Annotated in this window: 17 protein-coding genes and 1 pseudogene; 11 read left to right on the top strand and 7 right to left on the bottom strand. The window is 71.6% G+C overall.

Annotated elements, in window-relative coordinates:
• Positions 1–130 precede the first annotated feature (130 nt).
• From ssuE to SCNRRL3882_RS02475, 3 genes are all read left to right on the top strand, one after another.
• On the top strand, positions 131–685 hold the full coding sequence (ssuE, locus tag SCNRRL3882_RS02485; protein WP_010033066.1) for an NADPH-dependent FMN reductase: 555 nt from the start codon (positions 131–133) through the stop codon (positions 683–685).
• Positions 686–735: 50 nt separating this feature from the next.
• On the top strand, positions 736–1,914 hold the full coding sequence (locus SCNRRL3882_RS02480) for an LLM class flavin-dependent oxidoreductase (protein ID WP_010033068.1): 1,179 nt from the start codon (positions 736–738) through the stop codon (positions 1,912–1,914).
• A gap of 104 nt (positions 1,915–2,018) precedes the next feature.
• Positions 2,019–3,221, top strand: coding sequence for a serine hydrolase domain-containing protein (locus tag SCNRRL3882_RS02475; protein ID WP_010033071.1), 1,203 nt, complete (start codon positions 2,019–2,021; stop codon positions 3,219–3,221).
• Here SCNRRL3882_RS02475 and SCNRRL3882_RS02470 read toward each other — a convergent pair.
• A pseudogene (locus SCNRRL3882_RS02470) lies at positions 3,218–4,280 on the bottom strand (acyl-CoA dehydrogenase family protein). The gene SCNRRL3882_RS02475 and the pseudogene SCNRRL3882_RS02470 overlap by 4 nt on opposite strands.
• 67 nt (positions 4,281–4,347) lie before the next feature.
• Entirely contained in the window at positions 4,348–5,460 is a 1,113-nt protein-coding gene (locus tag SCNRRL3882_RS02465) for a substrate-binding domain-containing protein (RefSeq protein ID WP_010033073.1), read from the bottom strand.
• 81 nt (positions 5,461–5,541) lie between these two features.
• Here SCNRRL3882_RS02465 and SCNRRL3882_RS02460 point away from each other — a divergent pair, with 81 nt between their 5' ends.
• The 3 genes from SCNRRL3882_RS02460 to SCNRRL3882_RS02450 all read left to right on the top strand — a co-directional run bounded on the left by SCNRRL3882_RS02460 (position 5,542) and on the right by SCNRRL3882_RS02450 (position 7,980).
• Positions 5,542–5,979, top strand: coding sequence for a MarR family winged helix-turn-helix transcriptional regulator (locus SCNRRL3882_RS02460; RefSeq protein ID WP_010033074.1), 438 nt, complete (start codon positions 5,542–5,544; stop codon positions 5,977–5,979).
• A gap of 174 nt (positions 5,980–6,153) precedes the next feature.
• The gene (locus SCNRRL3882_RS02455; RefSeq protein ID WP_010033076.1) at positions 6,154–7,044 is read left to right on the top strand and encodes a glycoside hydrolase family 19 protein; all 891 of its coding nucleotides are present in this window, start codon (positions 6,154–6,156) and stop codon (positions 7,042–7,044) included.
• 27 nt (positions 7,045–7,071) lie between these two features.
• Entirely contained in the window at positions 7,072–7,980 is a 909-nt protein-coding gene (locus SCNRRL3882_RS02450; protein WP_010033078.1) for an oxidoreductase, read from the top strand.
• Positions 7,981–7,984: 4 nt separating this feature from the next.
• On the opposite strand, the gene SCNRRL3882_RS02445 is transcribed toward SCNRRL3882_RS02450, so the two are convergent.
• Entirely contained in the window at positions 7,985–8,443 is a 459-nt protein-coding gene (locus tag SCNRRL3882_RS02445; protein WP_010033079.1) for a pyridoxamine 5'-phosphate oxidase family protein, read from the bottom strand.
• Between the two features lie 150 nt (positions 8,444–8,593).
• Between SCNRRL3882_RS02445 and SCNRRL3882_RS02440 the strand changes: the two genes are divergently transcribed.
• Positions 8,594–8,989, top strand: coding sequence for a VOC family protein (locus SCNRRL3882_RS02440; protein WP_010033080.1), 396 nt, complete (start codon positions 8,594–8,596; stop codon positions 8,987–8,989).
• 46 nt (positions 8,990–9,035) lie between these two features.
• Positions 9,036–10,121, top strand: coding sequence for an adenosine deaminase (locus SCNRRL3882_RS02435; protein ID WP_010033082.1), 1,086 nt, complete (start codon positions 9,036–9,038; stop codon positions 10,119–10,121).
• Here the strand turns inward: SCNRRL3882_RS02435 and SCNRRL3882_RS02430 are convergent.
• Entirely contained in the window at positions 10,103–10,618 is a 516-nt protein-coding gene (locus SCNRRL3882_RS02430) for a mycothiol transferase (RefSeq protein WP_010033084.1), read from the bottom strand. The two genes, SCNRRL3882_RS02435 and SCNRRL3882_RS02430, sit on opposite strands and share 19 nt — an antisense overlap.
• Before the next feature lie 127 nt (positions 10,619–10,745).
• Positions 10,746–11,756: a LysR family transcriptional regulator gene (locus SCNRRL3882_RS02425; RefSeq protein ID WP_010033085.1), complete on the bottom strand. Its 1,011-nt coding sequence runs from the start codon at positions 11,754–11,756 to the stop codon at positions 10,746–10,748.
• A 117-nt stretch (positions 11,757–11,873) separates the two neighbouring features.
• Here SCNRRL3882_RS02425 and mgrA point away from each other — a divergent pair, with 117 nt between their 5' ends.
• Positions 11,874–12,866 carry an L-glyceraldehyde 3-phosphate reductase gene (gene mgrA / locus SCNRRL3882_RS02420; protein ID WP_010033087.1) on the top strand — a complete coding sequence of 331 codons (993 nt, stop codon included), beginning with the start codon at positions 11,874–11,876 and terminating at the stop codon, positions 12,864–12,866.
• Between the two features lie 51 nt (positions 12,867–12,917).
• Here mgrA and SCNRRL3882_RS02415 read toward each other — a convergent pair whose 3' ends face one another.
• Together SCNRRL3882_RS02415 and SCNRRL3882_RS02410 are read right to left on the bottom strand one after the other, a co-directional pair.
• Positions 12,918–13,205: a DUF1905 domain-containing protein gene (locus tag SCNRRL3882_RS02415; RefSeq protein ID WP_010033089.1), complete on the bottom strand. Its 288-nt coding sequence runs from the start codon at positions 13,203–13,205 to the stop codon at positions 12,918–12,920.
• Positions 13,206–13,281: 76 nt separating this feature from the next.
• Positions 13,282–13,665 (bottom strand): nuclear transport factor 2 family protein, encoded by a 384-nt coding sequence (locus tag SCNRRL3882_RS02410; RefSeq protein ID WP_010033091.1) that lies wholly within the window; start codon positions 13,663–13,665, stop codon positions 13,282–13,284.
• Positions 13,666–14,001: 336 nt separating this feature from the next.
• Between SCNRRL3882_RS02410 and SCNRRL3882_RS02405 the strand changes: the two genes are divergently transcribed.
• Together SCNRRL3882_RS02405 and SCNRRL3882_RS02400 are read left to right on the top strand one after the other, a co-directional pair.
• Entirely contained in the window at positions 14,002–14,412 is a 411-nt protein-coding gene (locus SCNRRL3882_RS02405) for a hypothetical protein (protein WP_010033094.1), read from the top strand.
• A 46-nt stretch (positions 14,413–14,458) separates the two neighbouring features.
• Positions 14,459–16,789: an FHA domain-containing protein gene (locus SCNRRL3882_RS02400; RefSeq protein ID WP_010033097.1), complete on the top strand. Its 2,331-nt coding sequence runs from the start codon at positions 14,459–14,461 to the stop codon at positions 16,787–16,789.
• Position 16,790: the final 1 nt, after the last annotated feature.

Below are 16,790 nucleotides of genomic sequence, written 5' to 3'. Positions count from 1 at the left end.
CCGACCGGACGTCATGCGCGGTGCATTTCCCTCACGCCTGAATTCGGCGCTCAGTCACGCCCGTTGAACGCGGCGTCCTTCGAATTCGGCCTGCCACGCGCATTCGCGCCCCCTCCCGGAAAGAGACCCCATGGCCACCGTCCTGTCCGTCTCCGGCAGCCCCTCCGCCTCCTCCCGCACCAGCCGACTGCTGCGCCACCTGGACGAGCGGCTGACCGCACAGGGCCATGACGTGATCCCGCTCGACGTCCGCACCATCCCCGCCGACGCCCTGCTCGGCGCGGACTTCCGGCACCCCGCGATCGTCGAGGCCACCGACCTGTTCGCACGTGCCGACGGCGTCGTCATCGGCACGCCCGTCTACAAGGCGTCCTACTCCGGTGTCCTCAAGGCACTGCTGGACCTGCTCCCGCAGTACGCACTCACCGGCAAGACCGTGCTGCCGCTCGCCACCGGCGGCAGCATCGCCCATGTCCTGGCCATCGACTACGCCCTGCGCCCGGTGCTGACCTCCATGGGTGCGGCGCACACCGTGCAGGGCTGGTTCACCCTCGACAAGGACATCACCGTGCACGACGACGGGTCCCTGAGCGTCGCACCGGCCGCCGCCGAGGCGCTCACCCAGGTGGTCGACCAGTTCTCCACGGCGCTCGGCCGCACCCCGCTGCTGGCCGTGGCGGGTTGACACCCACTCACCGCCGCCGCCGGACGTTCCCCATCGATCGGAGACTCCCCGTGTCCCTCACCTTCCACTGGTTCCTGCCCACCAACGGCGACAGTCGCCATGTCGTCGGCGGCGGCCACGGCACCCCGGCCACCGCATCCGGCCGGGACCGGCCCCCCACGGTCGCCTACCTGAGCCAGATCGCCCGCGCCGCCGAGGAAGTGGGCTTCGCCGGTGCCCTCACCCCCACCGGCGCCTGGTGCGAGGACGCGTGGCTCACCACCGCGATGGTCAGCCAGCACACCGAACGCCTGAAGTTCCTCGTCGCCTTCCGGCCGGGGCTGATCTCGCCCACCCTCGCCGCGCAGATGGCCACCACCTTCCAGCGGCAGACCGGCGGACGGCTGCTGCTCAACGTCGTCACCGGCGGCGAGAACCAGGAACAGCGGGCCTTCGGAGACTTCCTCGACAAGGACAGCCGGTACCGTCGGACCGGAGAATTCCTGCACGTCGTAAGGGAGTTGTGGCAAGGCGGTACGGTCGACCTGCACGGTGAGCACCTCAGGGTGCAGGACGCGAAGCTCGCTCGTGTGCCCGACCCCGTTCCCCAGGTGTACTTCGGCGGCTCCTCGCCCATCGCCGGTGAGATCGCCGCCCGGCACGCCGATGTCTATCTCACCTGGGGCGAACCGCCCGCCCAGGTCGCCGAGAAGCTCGACCGGATCCGCTCACTCGCTGCCGCCGAGGGACGCACGCTCCGCTTCGGTATCCGGCTGCACGTCATCACCCGGGACACCGCCGAGCAGGCCTGGGCCGAGGCGAACCGGCTGCTGGACGGGTTCGACCCGGAGACCGTGGCGTCGGTGCAGGCGGGGCTGGCCCGCAGCGAGTCCGAGGGCCAGCGGCGCATGCTCGCCCTGCACGGCGGCCGGCGCGACCGCCTGGAGATCCACCCCAACCTGTGGGCCGGCATCGGCCTGGTACGAGGTGGCGCGGGCACCGCCCTGGTCGGCAGCCACGACGAGGTCGCCGAGAGGATCAAGGAGTACCACGCCCTCGGTATCGACGAGTTCGTCCTCTCCGGCTACCCCCACCTGGAAGAGGCGTACTGGTTCGGCGAGGGAGTCCTGCCGCGCCTCGCCGCACGAGGACTGTGGCGGCACCCCTCGGGCCGGCACGCCGCATCCGCTGAGCCGATCTCACCCAGCGCACCCACCGAACCCGCCGTGTTCGCGCCCTTCGCGAGCTAGGGCGCCTCGGCCTCCCCGCCCCGACGATCAACCCCGGAGCCCGCGTCGGGCGTCATCCGCACCGAGGGGCAGCCCCGCCCCTCGGTGAACGGGAGGCACACATCATGAAGCAGCGGGCTTCACGCACCGTCTCATTCGGCCTGGCCGTGGCGTTATCCGCCGGGACGGCGGCACTCGCCCCGTCCGCGCACGCGGCACAGCCGCAGCGTGACCACGAGGCGACCCGGATCGCACTGCGTGCTCTCGTGGAGAAGGGCGGACTGCCCGGAGTGGCCGCCAAGGTCCAAGAGGGCAGGCGGAGTTGGTTCGCGGCGGCCGGTCACGCCGACACCGCGACGGGCCGCGAGCGTTCTCCCGGCGACCACTTCCGCGGGGCCAGCATCACCAAGACCTTCGTCGCGACCGTCCTGCTCCAGCTTGAGGCGGAAGGCAGACTGAGCCTCGACGACACCGTCGAGCGATGGCTGCCGGGCCTGGTGCAGGGCAACGGCTACGACGGCGACGAGATCACTCTGCGTCAGCTCCTCAACCACACCAGCGGCATCGCCAACTACACCGACGACCCGGCATTCGCCAACGACGCCGCAGGGCCCGGCTTTCCGGAGCACCGGTACGACACGCACACGCCCGGGGAACTCGTGGCGATCGCGCTGAAGTACCCGCCGCTGCCCGACCCGGAGACGACGCCGGTGTACTCGAACACCAACTTCGTCATCGCGGGGATGGTCATCGAGGAGGCGACGGGCCGCTCCTACGCGCAGGAGATCACCCGCCGCATCGTCCGACCGCTGAAGCTGCGCGGCACGTCGTTCCCGGGCACCTCACCCCATATGCCGAAACCCCACCCCGTCGGCTACTCCCGGCTGCACCAGGAGGCACCCGACGCCCGAATCCACGATGCCACCGAGCAGAACATGACCTGGCTGGGCGCGGCCGGTGACGTGATCTCCACCAGCGGTGACCTCAACCGCTTCCAACGGGCCCTGATCAAGGGCGAGTTGCTGCCCCCGGAGCAGATGGAGAAGATGCTCGACGAGGTGCCCGCGGGGGGCGGGCTCGGGTACGGACTCGGGGTCGAGTCCGCGCAGCTGTCCTGCGGCGTGAAGGTCGTGGGCAAGAGCGGCCGGACGAACGGCTCCCTGTCCGCGATGGTCGGCACACAGGACGGGAAGCACCAGCTGACGTTCAACATCAACGGTGACTGGCTCCCGGACCCGTCGCTCTACATCAACGTGATCGAAGCGGAGTTCTGCGGCAGGGCCCCGTCCCGCACGGACAAGCCGTCGGCGCTGCCCCGGCTCGGCTAGCCGGACGCCAGCGCGCCGAGGTGCGTCCGGCGTGCCTCGGCCGTCTGGGCCTGCACCAGCAGAAACATCCCCTCGCGCGCCAGCCGTTGCGCCTTGCTGCCCAGGGCCATGGACCGGCCGCCCCCGGCCACGATCGCCGCGGTCGTGGCCGCCCGCAGCACGTCGTACGCCCTTGTCTTCACCGCCAGCAGTTCCGGGACGCATTCGTGCGGGACCGGGTGGTCGGCCAGGGCGTAGGCCTCTCGCCTGACCTCGTCGAGCCGGGCCCGCAGCACCCGGGCCGGCTCCTGGCCGTCCGGGGCGTCCGCCACCAGGTCCAGTGCCGCGCTCGCCACCCCGAACACGGCCGGACTGGTGTTGGCGGCCCTGGGCAGGTCGACCAGGGCGAACCGCTCCTGTGAGACGCGCAGCACCACGGCTTCCTCCGGCACCCACAGGCCGTCCAGCTCCAGGGACCGTACGGGCTGCGGTGAGGGCCGCGAGCCGCATCGGCGCCGACGGACGCATCCCCGGCTGTGCGCGGGCCTCGGCGACGACGAACACCACCTCGGCCGTGTCCGTCACACCGGCCAGCAGCATCACGTCGTTCAGGCCCCAGCCCGTGTACCAGGGCACCGTGCCCTCGAAGCGCCAGCCGCCCCGCTCGGCCATCGCCCGCACGGGCACGCGGGGAAAGGCACGGACGTGGGCGAACGCGATGCCGGCCAGCGACTCGCCGGTCGCCAGCGGGCGCAGCAGCCTCTCCCGGACCGGCGAGTCGTATGTGGCGAGCAGCTTCACCGGTGTGTGGTGCTGTGTCTGCACGAACCATGTGGAGCAGCACGCCCCGGCCAGGATCTCCGCGATCTCCCGTGCCACGGCGACGGGCGCGTCCGCCCCGCCGTACTCCTCCGGCGCGCCCAGCCCGAGCAGCCCCGACCGCCTCACCGCCTCGATGTGGCTCGCCGGCACCTCCTCCTGGTCGACGCGCTCGGCGTGCGGGACGAGGAGATCGCGCGCGAGTCGCCGGGCGCTGGTGACGAGGGGGTGGGGCGGGGAGGCGAGGGGCGTGGAGCTCATGGGACAGATTCTCCCGGTCGCGCGACGCGGGATGCCGCTCCCGGGGCGTGTCGTTCGCCCGGCCCCGTCAGCTGCGCGCCCCGCGCGGGCCCAGTTCCGTCAGTATGTCGAAGTCGAGGCCGTCGGCGCGGGCCAGGTAGATGCGCTGGCGCACATGACTGTCCCGCAGGTGCAGCAGGCCGCGCGGGCCCTCGTACGACACCGCGCCCGCCGCCGCCCCGATCGCCGACACGTTCAGCGTCCCGGCGCGCTTCAGCAGCGCGGCCAGCAACAGCACGCCCTCGTAGCAGGACTCGCCGAGGCTGCCGAGGGCGGGCGCCTCGACGCCGTACCGGGCCGCGTACTGCCCGTGGAAGTCGAGGGTGTCCCGGTTGGCCAGCGAGGCGAAGAACCCGGCCGTGCTGTAGAGGTCCTCGGTTGCCGCCGGGCCGCTCGCCATCAGCATGTTCTCGTCCATCAGCGTGCTCAGCCGCAGACAGCGCGCGTGCAGGCCGTGCGCCGCGAACGCCCGGTTGAAGCGCACCGCGTCGCTGCCGACGAGCAGCATCAGCACCCCGTCGGCGTCCGAGCGCTCGATGCGGCGCAGCACCGGCTCGAAATCGTCGGTGCCGAGCGGGAGGTAGACCTCGCCGGTGACGGACCCGCCGGACGCGTGCGCGTACCCGCGGGCCGCCCGTGCCGTACGCCGCGGCCACACGTAGTCGTTGCCGACGACGAACCACCGCCGCACCCCGCGCTCGTGCGCCAGCAGGTCCATGGCGGGCCGCAGTTGGTCCCGCGGCGTCTCGCTCGTCAGGAACACGCCCGCCGTGTCCTCACCGCCCTCGTACAGCGCGGTGTACACGTACGGGACGCGGTGCGCGATCCGCGGCGCCAGCGCCTGGCGCACCGAGGAGATGTGCCAGCCCGTGACGCCCTGCACGACACCCAGGTCCACCAGCGCCTCGACATGGCCGGCGACCTCGCGGGGCGTTTTCGAGCCGTCGACCGGCACCAGCCGGAGCTCCCTGCCGAGTACGCCGCCGTCCCGGTTGACCTCCTCGGCCGCCAGCCGCGCGCACAGCTCACAGGCGGGCCCGAAGATCCCGGCCGGCCCCTGCAAGGGGAACACGAGCGCCACGCCGAGGACGGAGTCGTCGGCCGTGAACCACTCGGGCGCGGGGAGATCGTGCCGGACCATGGCGTCATGATTCCGGCTCCGCCGGACGAACTCCAGTGCGTCTCCTAGGATGGACGCACCTCTTGTCGAACTAGGAGCAAGATGCCCACCCCTGTCCCGCGGCGGCCCGACGACCTGGTGCAACTGCTGACGCGGGCCGAGCGGCTGGCGGCGCGGCGGTTGCAGGCCGTGCTGGAGAAGGAGGGCTGCTCGCTCGACGCGTGGCGGGTGCTGGTGCTGCTGTCGGACGGCGAGGGGCACCATATGACGGCGATCGCGGAGGCCGCGTTTCTGCCGCCTCCGACGCTGACCAAGCTGGTCGACCAGCTCGTCGACCAGAACCTCGTGCACCGTAGGGTCGACCCCTTCGATCGCCGCCGCGTCCTCGCCCACCTCACCCCCCGCGGCCGGGAGTACGGGCAGCGGCTCGACCACGCGGTGCGCGCCGGCTGGCCCGCGCTCGGCGAGGACGACGACGAACTGCTGCGGTCCCTGCTGGTCCGGCTGGCCGCGACGCTGGCGGAGTCGGCACGCGTGTGAGCATGACTGGTCTACACCCTTGACTGGTACAGACCAACGCGGTTGAGTGTGCCTCCGCAACCCCCCACCACGGCCGCGCCCACGCCGTGACCGGTCCTCCGGTGCGTGCGGTGAAGGCTCTGCTTCGCCCTGCCCTCGACGGGTGCGGCCGTGCTCCGCAAAGGAGTTGATCCCATGACGAGACGTCGTGTCTCCGCCGTCCTGGCCACCCTCGCCCTCGCGGGCACCGCACCGGTACTCCTGCCGGCCGCCAGCGCCTCCGCCGCCGCGTGCTCCAGTTATCCCGACTGGGTGGCGGGCAGGTCCTACGCCGCCGGCGACATCGTCCGCTACACCGACGGCAAGGCGTACGTGGCCGAGCACGCCAACCCGGGTTACGACCCGACCATCAGCACCTGGTACTGGGAGCCGTACGCCTGCGACAGCGGTCCGGGCACGCCGGCCGCCCGATTCGTCGTGACCGAGGCGCAGTTCAACCAGATGTTCCCGAACCGGAATCCCTTCTACACCTACAGCGGGCTGACGGCGGCCCTGAGCGCCTACCCCGGCTTCGCCAACACCGGCAGCGACACGGTGAAGAAGCAGGAGGCCGCCGCCTTCCTCGCCAACGTCAGCCACGAGACCGGCGGCCTGGTGCACGTGGTGGAGCAGAACACCGCCAACTACCCGCACTACTGCGACTGGAGCCGCCCCTACGGCTGCCCGGCCGGCCAGGCCGCCTACTACGGGCGCGGCCCGATCCAGCTGAGCTGGAACTTCAACTACAAGGCCGCGGGCGACGCGCTCGGCATCGATCTGCTGAACAACCCCTGGCTGGTCCAGAACGACGCGGCCGTCGCCTGGAAGACGGCCCTGTGGTACTGGAACACCCAGACCGGTCCCGGCACCATGACCCCGCACAACGCCATGGTGAACGGCGCCGGATTCGGCCAGACGATCCGCAGCATCAACGGCTCCCTGGAGTGCGACGGCAAGAACCCGGCGCAGGTGCAGAGCCGCGTGACCAACTACCAGCGGTTCACGCAGATCCTCGGCACGTCACCCGGCGGGAACCTCTACTGCTGACGGCGAGGCGTGTGTGAGACTCCGTCGATGAGCTCACAGACGATCACCGCGGACGCCGCGGGCACCTGGAAACTCGGCGACCTGCCCGTCCACCGCCTCGGCTTCGGCGCGATGCGGCTGACGGGCAGTGCCGCCTTCCATCTCGGCACCCCGAGTGACCGCGACCGGTCGATCGCCGTCCTGCGCAAGGCGATCGACCTCGGTGTGAACCACATCGACACGGCCGCCTTCTACTTCTCGTCGCTGCGCTCCGCCAACGAGCTCATCAACAGCGCGCTGGCGCCGTACCCCGACGACCTGGTCATCGTCACCAAGGTGGGCCCCCACCGGACCTATGACGGGCAGTGGGGCACCTCGGCCCGCCCCGAGGACCTGCGCGGGCACGTGGAGGAGAACCTGCGCCAGCTCGGCCGCGATCACCTCGACGTGGTCAATCTGCGCCGGATGCCGAAGTACGACTCGATCGCCGAGCACTTCGGGGCCCTCGCGGAACTGCGCGAGGCAGGCCTGATCCGGCACCTGGGCATCTCCAACGTCACGCCCCGCCACCTCGCCGAGGCGCAGGCCATCGCCCCCGTGGTCTGCGTGCAGAACCGGTACGCCCTCGACCGCCCCGACCCCGCCACCGACGAACTGCTGCGGACCTGCGGCGAACAGGGCATCGCGTTCGTGCCGTTCTACGCCGTCGCCGGCGAGGGCGGCGAGCACGGCGCCACCACCGCCCACGACGAGGCGGTGCGAGCCGTGGCCCGTGCCCATGGCGCGAGCCCCGCGCAGATCCGCATCGCCTGGACCCTGCACCAAGGCGCCCATGTGCTCGCCATACCCGGCACCGGCAACCCCGGCCACCTCGTGGAGAATGTGGCGGCGGGCGCGATCCGCCTCACCGACGGGGAACTGGACCGGCTGAACACGCCGCGCCCGGCGGCCGGTTGACCGGTCAGACCACCCAGGCCCCGTCCCGCATGAGGTGCCGGCGCGGCAGCTCGTGCTGCTCGCACCACGCCTGCGCCGCGCGCGGCCGCACCCGGAAGAACGCGTAGGACGCGTGGTCCCCGCGCGGATCCCAGCCGGTCTTCACACGGAAGGCCTCGGCCGCCGCCGACGGCACCTCGGGGATCGTGAAGGTCTCCACCTCACCGTCGACGAGCACGACGTCCCGGGTGTCACCGAGGGCCAGCCGGGCCCGCCGGCCATCCCGCAGATTGCGGCCCGTGGGATTGGTCAGCCGTGTGCACAGCCACACCGCCTCGTCGTGCCACACGAACCAGAGCGGGACCAGGCACGGCACGCCCTCGGTGTCCGCCGTGGCGACCCAGATGTCGATCTCCCGCTCCATACGGTTCAGGAGGTCGGCCTTGCGCTGCGCGGGGGTGCGGGGCGGCTCGCTGATCTTCATGGCCGGGACGCTAGCGCGTGGCAGAGCGGACCACCTCGGGCCGGCGTCGTAGGCCGGAGACCTAGGTCCTCCGAGCGTCGAGGGGGGTTTTGCATCCCATGGGTGTTACGTATAACCTCTCCCGTCAACCACACGCTCCGGAAGGTCCTGATGCGACGTATCGCCCTGGTCACCCTCGTCGTCGACGACTACGACGAGGCGATCCGCTTCTACACCGAGGCCCTCGGGTTCCGGCTCGCCGAGGACACTCCCCGGCCCGACGGGTCGCGCTGGGTCGTCGTCGAACCCGGGACCTCGGGAACGGGCAGCGGTCTGCTGCTCGCCCGTGCCGAGGGGGCGGCGCAGGCCGACCGGGTCGGGGACCAGACCGGCGGCCGGGTCGGGTTCTTCTTGCACACCGACGACTTCGCCCGGGACCACGCCCGCATGACCGCCGCCGGCGTGACGTTCCTGGAGGAGCCGCGGCACGAGCCGTACGGAACCGTCGCCGTCTTCCAGGACCTGTACGGCAACCGCTGGGACCTGCTCCAGCCCGCCGCCCTTTGACACCGCCCGCCGCCGACCGCAACACGCACTGCCGAGGAACACGCACATGACCGCGCCCCGTATCGACACCGACACCGACACCCTCCGCCGGCTGCCCAAGGCCGTGCTGCACGACCACCTCGACGGCGGCCTGCGCCCCTCGACCGTGGTGGAGCTCGCGGACGCGGTCGGCCACACGCTGCCCACCACCGACGCCGCCGAACTCGCCGCCTGGTACTACGAGGCCGCCAACTCCGGCGACCTGGTGCGCTACATAGCCACCTTCGAGCACACCCTCGCCGTCATGCAGACCCGGGAGGGCCTGTTGCGCACCGCCGAGGAGTACGTGCTCGACCTCGCCGCGGACGGTGTCGTCTACGGCGAGGTGCGCTACGCGCCGGAGCTGATGGTCAGGGGCGGACTGACCCTGCCCGAGGTCGTCGAGACGGTGCAGGAGGGGCTCGCGGCCGGTATGGCCAAGGCAGCGGCCGCCGGGACGCCCGTGCGGGTCGGGACGCTGCTGTGCGGGATGCGGATGTTCGACCGCAGCCGGGAGATCGCGGATCTGGTCGTGGCGTTCCGGGACGCCGGTGTCGTCGGCTTCGACATCGCCGGCGCCGAGGACGGCTTCCCGCCCGCCGACCACCTCGCGGCCTTCGAGCACCTGCGCCGCGAGAACGTGCCGTTCACCATCCACGCCGGGGAGGCGCACGGCCTGCCCAGCATCCACCAGGCCCTTCAGGTGTGCGGCGCCCAGCGCATCGGGCACGGCGTGCGCATCACCGACGACATCCCCGACCTCGCGTCGGGCAAGCTCGGCCGTCTCGCGGGCTGGGTGCGCGACCGGCGTGTCGCCCTGGAGATGTGCCCGACCTCCAACCTCCAGACCGGCGCCGCGACCTCCATCGCCGAGCATCCGATCACCGCCCTGAAGGACCTCGGCTTCCGCGTCACCCTGAACACCGACAACCGGCTCGTGTCGGGCACCACGATGACCCGCGAGATGTCCCTGCTGGTCGAGCAGGCGGGCTGGACCGTCGAGGACCTGCGCACGGTCACGGTGAACGCCCTGAAGAGCGCGTTCCTCCCGTTCGACGAGCGGAACGCGCTGATCCGGGACGTGGTCCTGCCCGGTTACGAGGCCGCGCTCTGAAGCAGTCCCCTGAGGTAGGCGGCCTGTCCGATGTGCTGGAGATCGTCGGACAGGACGCTGACCAGCCGGACGCCCAGGGTGACCGGCGGGTCCCAGCGCTCGTCGACGACGCGCTCCAGCTCCTTGGCCGCCAGACCGCGCAGGGCTTCGAGGGTCTGGTCGTGCACGGCGTCGTAGTAGCCGGTCAGCAGCTCGCCGGAGTCGACCCGGACCTTGGCGACCTTGGCCGGACTGTGGCCGTAGCCCGTGTCGTGCCGGGGCAGACCGAGGCCGAAGCGCTTCTCCCAGTCCTGGGACAGCCACACCTGGTCGAGGTCGAAGGCGTCGGCGACGTGGTCGTCCTGGACACGGGTGAGGTGCCAGACCAGCCAGGCGATGGAGTTGGTGTCGGGGGAGGGGCGGGCGCTCAGTTCGTCGGGCCCGAGGCCCTCGACGGTGGCGTGGACTTCTTCCCGGATGCGGTTGTAGCCGTCGATGAGGATGTCCTTCGCATGCATGTCTCCACCATCGCGCATCGCCGCGCCCCGTGCGCCCCGGTTCACACGCCGGTGGTCTCCGGTGTCGCGGCTGTGGTCTGCGCTTGCGCGCTCGTGATCTCCGGTGTGACGGCCTGTGCTGTGCGCCTTACGCGCCCATGGTCTCCGGTGTCACGCCTGTGGCCTCGGGCGAGGTCCTCGCGGCCCCCGGTGTCGCTCGTGTGGCCCCGGGCGACCCGCCCGTGGCCCCCGTCGACGTGCTCGTGCTCCCCGTCGACGTGCCCGTGGCCTCCAGCAGCGCCATCAGCGCCCGGGCGGCCGGGCTGGTGGCCTGCCGGGGCGGCAGCAGGGCCACCGTCTCGTAGACCGCCTCGCCCGTTCCCTTCACCGGCAGTGCGGTCAGGGAGGCGCGCTTGTGCGCGAAGTGCCGCGGCACGACGGCGACGCCGAGGTTCTCGTCGACCAGGTCGAGCAGGGTGTGCACGTCGTTCACCTCCAGGGCCACGGTCCGCCGTACGCCGGCGGCGGCGAACACCGTGTCGGTGGTGCGGCGCGGACCCCAGTCCGGGTGGAAGTCGACGAACACCTCCCCGCCCAGTTCCTCCGGCGTGACGGCCGCACCGGCGGCGGCGAGCCGGTGGCTGGAATGGCACAGCAGCGTCATCGGCTCGCTGCTCAGCGGCACCGACCGCAGCTGGTCGCTGTCGGCCTGCGTCCGCACGGCGAACGCCAGGTCGAGCCGCCCGGCCGCGACCTCCTCCGCCAGCGCGCCCGACCCGGCCTGCCGCAGGCAGATCTCCACGTCCGGATGCCGGTGCCGGAAGGTGGCGAGCAGCCCCGCGACATGCACCCCGGCGATGCACTGCTCACTGCCGAGCGCGAGCATGCCGCGCAGTACGCCCTGCACCGCCGCCACCGCCTCGTGGGCGGCGCGCACCTGCGCCAGGATCCGCTCCGCCTCGCCGAGCAGCGCCCGCCCGGCCGGGGTCAGCGTCACGCGGCGGGTCGTGCGCACGAACAGCGGCGTCTGGAGCTCCCGCTCCAGCGCCCGGATCGAGGCGGACAGGCCCGACTGGGACACCAGGAGTCGTTCCGCCGCCCGCGTGAAGTGCTGGTCCTCGGCGACCGCGACGAAGTGCTGCAAGTGGCGCAGTTCCATGACTGAGAAGCGTAACCGCTGAATTCCATCGGATTCTTCTGTTGGACGCATGGGCGCAGGTCACGACAGAGTGGACACCGGTTTCTTCCCGACCGTGCCAACCCCTCTGGAGTCGCGTTGTACACCGCACACCCCGACCGCTACGCGGACATGCCCTACCGGCGCACCGGACGCAGCGGCCTGAAGCTCCCCGCGCTCTCGCTCGGCCTGTGGCACAACTTCGGCCCGGACCGGCCGGTCGAGACGCAGCGAGCCATCCTGCGCCGCGCCTTCGACCTCGGCGTCACCCACTTCGACCTCGCCAACAACTACGGCCCGCCGCCCGGTGCCGCCGAGTCCGCGCTGGGCGAGTTCCTGAAGTCGGACTTCGCGGCCTACCGCGACGAGCTGGTCATCTCCACCAAGGCCGGCTATCTGATGTGGCCGGGCCCGTACGGCGAGTGGGGCTCGCGCAAGTACGTGCTGTCGTCCCTGGACCAGAGCCTTACGCGGATGGGCCTGGACTACGTCGACATCTTCTACTCGCACCGCCCCGACCCGGAGACTCCGCTGGAGGAGACGATGGGCGCGCTGCACTCGGCGGTGCAGCAGGGCAAGGCGCTGTACGTCGGCATCTCCAACTACTCCGCGGAGCAGACCCGCGAGGCCGCCCGCATCCTGGGCGAGCTGGGCACCCCGCTCCTGATCCACCAGCCGCGCTACTCGATGCTGGACCGCCGCCCCGAGGACGAGGGCCTGCTGGACGCCCTCGACGAGCTCCAGGTCGGCTCCATCGTCTTCTCCCCGCTGGAGCAGGGCCTGCTCTCCGCCCGCTACCTCGACGGCATCCCCGAGGGCTCCCGGGCCGCGAGCGACAGCCCCTTCCTGAACTCCGACGCGGTCACCGAGGAGCTGGTGGGCCGGCTGCGCGACCTGAACGACATCGCCAAGTCGCGTGGCCAGACGCTGGCCCAGATGGCACTGGCCTGGGTGCTGCGCGGTGGCCGGGTGACCTCCGCGCTGGTCGGCGCGAGCAGCCCGCAGCAGCTGGAGGACAGCGTCGGAGCCATTGGCAACCTGGACTTCGACGCGGACGAGCTGGCCCGTATCGACGCGGTCGTCAAGCAGTAGCCGCCCCCGCCTTCCCGAGGGGGCGGCGGCCCCCCGGGAAGGCCCTGGGTCCTAGGAGCCGATCCGCTCCTCCAGGCGCACCGTCACCGTGTCGCCCTCCTTCTTGCCGATGGCCTTGCGGACGTCGGCCTTCACGGGCAGCTTGTGCGTGCCGTCGCCCAGTGCCATGAACGAGCTGCGGAACGGGTGCCCGTCGATCGTCCCGCGGACCTTGACCAGGCCGCGGGTGCCGAAGAACTCGGCCGACCGCGGCCAGACCAGGTAGGTCCAGCCGCCCTCGGCCGGGCTCTTGCGCAGGACCGCGGTGAACTCCGCGTCCAGTTCTCCGGTCGTGGCCATGATGTCCTCCGGTGCTCGGCGGCCTCTCCCTCACACAGACCGCCGGACACCGGAGAACTCATCGCCGGAGCCGGTCTCACGCCCCGGCGGGCACCCGGTCGAGGAAGCCGAGCACGGTCCTGATCCGGCCCTGCCCGTCCAGCGTGATCACATCCGACCCGGCCACCGGCGCCGAGCCGTCGGTCTCGCTCACCAGCTCCCACGAGAAGCGCGCGGTGTGGTGGTGCCCGTCGACGGCGCCGGCGAGCCGGAACACGAACCCCGGGAACTGCTCGCGGGCCGCCGCGATCAACGCGGCGATCTGATCGTGGCCCTGCACGTCGGCCAGCGGGTCGGTGTAGCCGCCGTCCTCGGTCCAGGCGGCGGCGACCGCCTTCGCCCGGGCCGCCGGGTCCTCGGCGTTCCAGGCCTCGAAGTAGCGGGCGACGGCGTCCTCGTAACGGTGGGCGGGTGCGGACATGGGCGATCGGCCTCCGAAAGGTCGTGTCTGCTGGTCAGACCCCGGATCACCGCTCGCGGCGAACCGGCACGGACCACCCTGCCCGCGCCCGGCGGGACCGTCGATTACCTCCGGAGTCATGCCCCCCGGCGACCGCCCGCCGCGTTTCGGCCAACTCGGGGTGTGAATATGCCAAGAGACTGGCCGGAAAGACATGGTGACAGTGTTTCAGTAGTGAACATACTGACCAGCGAGAGCGCTTTCACATCCAGCGACGGCGCCCTCACGCACAGCACGCGAGCCGCACGACAGGCGAGGCCGGGCCGGCAGGCGGGCAGGGCAACGGGGGAGGGGCACGTGCACGACGAGTTTCTGTGCCATGTCACGGCGTACGGGGTCTGCGACGGCCGCCGCATCGGGGTCCCGCTGGGCACCTACCGGGCGCCCACCCTCGCCCTCGCCCTGTGGTGGCTGCGCGACCGCGCCTCCTGGATCGCCCAGCGTCTCGACCCCCAGCCCGACGCCGAGCACTTACCGCCGGGCGCGCTCGTGCCGGTCGCCGAGACCGTGCCCGACGTGCCCACCCAACTGCGCGCCTGGTGCGCCGACCCCGACCGGCAGGAGCGGGTCGCCGAGGAGTTGGCGGCCGGACGGCTGGTACGCATCGCCACCAGCGACGACACCACCGAGTACGAACTGCTCGCGGAGTCCGTGGACGCCCTGCGGATGCAGCGGACGGCCCCCTCCCTGGATGTACCCGTGGCTTGAGCGGCTCGCCGAGTCATACATCAGGCAAATCGGTAGAATCTTGGTCATGGCGCGGTCGTCGGTGACACCCGAGCTCGTCCTGGAGACCGAGACGGGCTTTACCGTGATGGTTCCGGGCCGCGATTACCACGTCGGGCGCGACCCGTCGAGCGACATCGTCATCGACGACGACCGGGTCTCCTGGCACCACGCGGTACTCAGACCCGACCACGGGCACTGGACCATCGAGGACGAGAACAGCACCAACGGCACCTACGCGGACGGCCGCCGCATCCACGAGTGGGACGTCGGCCCCGGCAGTGTCATCCGCTTCGGCAACCCGGCCGACGGACCGCGCGTGGTCGTGAAGGGCCACCCCGCACCGGCCCCGGAACGCCCCTCCGCCGTCTCCATGCCGGCCATGACGAGCACCTACCGGCAGCCCACGACCGTACGGCCGCTGCCCGCCCGCACCGTCCGCATCGGCCGCGCGACCGACAACGACCTGGTCATCGACGACCTGGTGGTCTCCCGCCGGCACGCCGAGCTGCGCGCCCTGCCCGACGGCACGTACGAGATCACCGACCTCGGCAGCCACAACGGCACGTACCTCAACGGCAGCCGCGTCACCAGCGCCCCGGTCGGGCAGGGTGACATCGTCGGCATAGGCCACTCGGCGTTCTGCCTCGTCGGCGACCAGCTCCAGGAGTACGTCGACACCGGTGAGGTCTCGCTCGACGTGCAGGACCTCGTGGTGACCGTCGACCGGGGCCGCAAGGCGCTGCTCGACCACGTGTCGTTCCCGGTGGGGGAGAAGTGCCTGCTCGCCGTCGTCGGCCCGAGCGGCGCCGGGAAGTCCACGCTCCTCAACGCCCTCACCGGCCAGCGGCCCGCCGGCCACGGCACCGTCCTCTACGACGGCCGCGACCTCTACCGCGACTACGCCGAGCTGCGCCAGCGCATCGGCCTCGTCCCGCAGGACGACATCCTGCACGCCCAGCTGACCGTCCGCAAAGCCCTCTCCTACGCCGCCGAACTGCGCTTCCCGCAGGACACCGCCAAGGCCGAACGGCGCGCCCGGGTCGACGAGGTGATCCGCGAACTGGGCCTGGAACAGCGCGCCGAGCAGCCCGTGCACAGCCTGTCCGGGGGCCAGCGCAAGCGCGTCAGCGTGGCTCTGGAGCTGCTGACGAAGCCGTCGCTGCTGTTCCTCGACGAGCCCACCTCCGGACTCGATCCCGGCATGGACCGCTCGGTGATGCACATGCTGCGCGGCCTCGCCGACGACGGCCGGACCGTCATCGTGGTCACCCACAGCGTGCTCAGCCTCGACGTGTGCGACCGGCTCCTCGTGCTCGCACCCGGCGGGAGGATCGCCTACTACGGGCCTCCCGAGGACGCCCTGCCGTACTTCGGTTTCGAGCAGTGGCCGGAGGCCTTCGAGGCCTTCGACCGGGACGCGGACCGGGACTGGGCCGGGGACTACACAGCCTCGCCCTTCCACGGCCGGTACGTCGCCGACGCCACCGCCCAGCCCCGGCAGCCCCGGTCCGGACCCGTCGTCATCACCGCGCCGCCCCGGCCGCGCAGCCGGGCCGCCCAGCTCGGCACGCTGGTGCGGCGGTACGCGGCCGCGCTCAGCGCCGACCGCACCTTCCTGATCATCATGATCGCCCTGCCGTTCGTGATGGGCGTGATGGCGCGCGCCCTGGCGGGCGGCAGACTCACGCTCGACACGGCGATGAACGCCCTGCTCATCCTGTGTGTCGGCGCGGTGCTCACCGGGGCCGCCAACGCCGTGCGGGAACTCGTCAAGGAACGGGTGATCTACCAGCGGGAGCGGGCGGTGGGCCTGTCCAGATCGGCGTACCTGATGTCCAAGGTCGTCGTCCTGGGCGTCATCACCGTGCTCCAGGCGGTGGTGCTGACCCTGGTCGCCCTGCTCGGCGTGGACCTCAACGCACCCGGCGGCGAAGGCGTGCTGATGCCGCCCCTGGTGGAAATCGCGGTCGCCGTCGCCCTGCTGGCGTTCACGGCCATGATGCTCGGCCTGTTCATCTCCGCGCTGGTGCGCAAGGAGGAGGTGACGATGCCGCTGCTCGTGCTCATCGCCATCGTCCAGGTCGTCTTCTGCGGTGCCCTGCTGAAGCTGGACGGAGTGCCCGGGCTCGAACAACTCGGCTGGCTGGTCCCGGCGCGCTGGGCGCTGGCCGCGATGGCCGGCACCGTCGGGCTGGCCCGGATCGTGCCGGACGACCTGACGAAGGACCCGCTCTTCGAGCATTCGGCGGGCACGTGGCTGCTGGACGTCGGGATGCTGCTCGTGCTGTCGGCGCTCTTCGGCTTCCTGGTCTCCCGGCTGCTGCGCCGGCACGAACCGGCCGTGATGCGGAAGTAGG

The organism is Streptomyces chartreusis NRRL 3882 (assembly GCF_900236475.1).
In the GTDB taxonomy this organism is placed as follows: domain Bacteria; phylum Actinomycetota; class Actinomycetes; order Streptomycetales; family Streptomycetaceae; genus Streptomyces; species Streptomyces chartreusis_D.
Note: the sequence above shows the minus strand (reverse complement) of the source record. Positions and strands in the feature narration are given on the sequence as shown.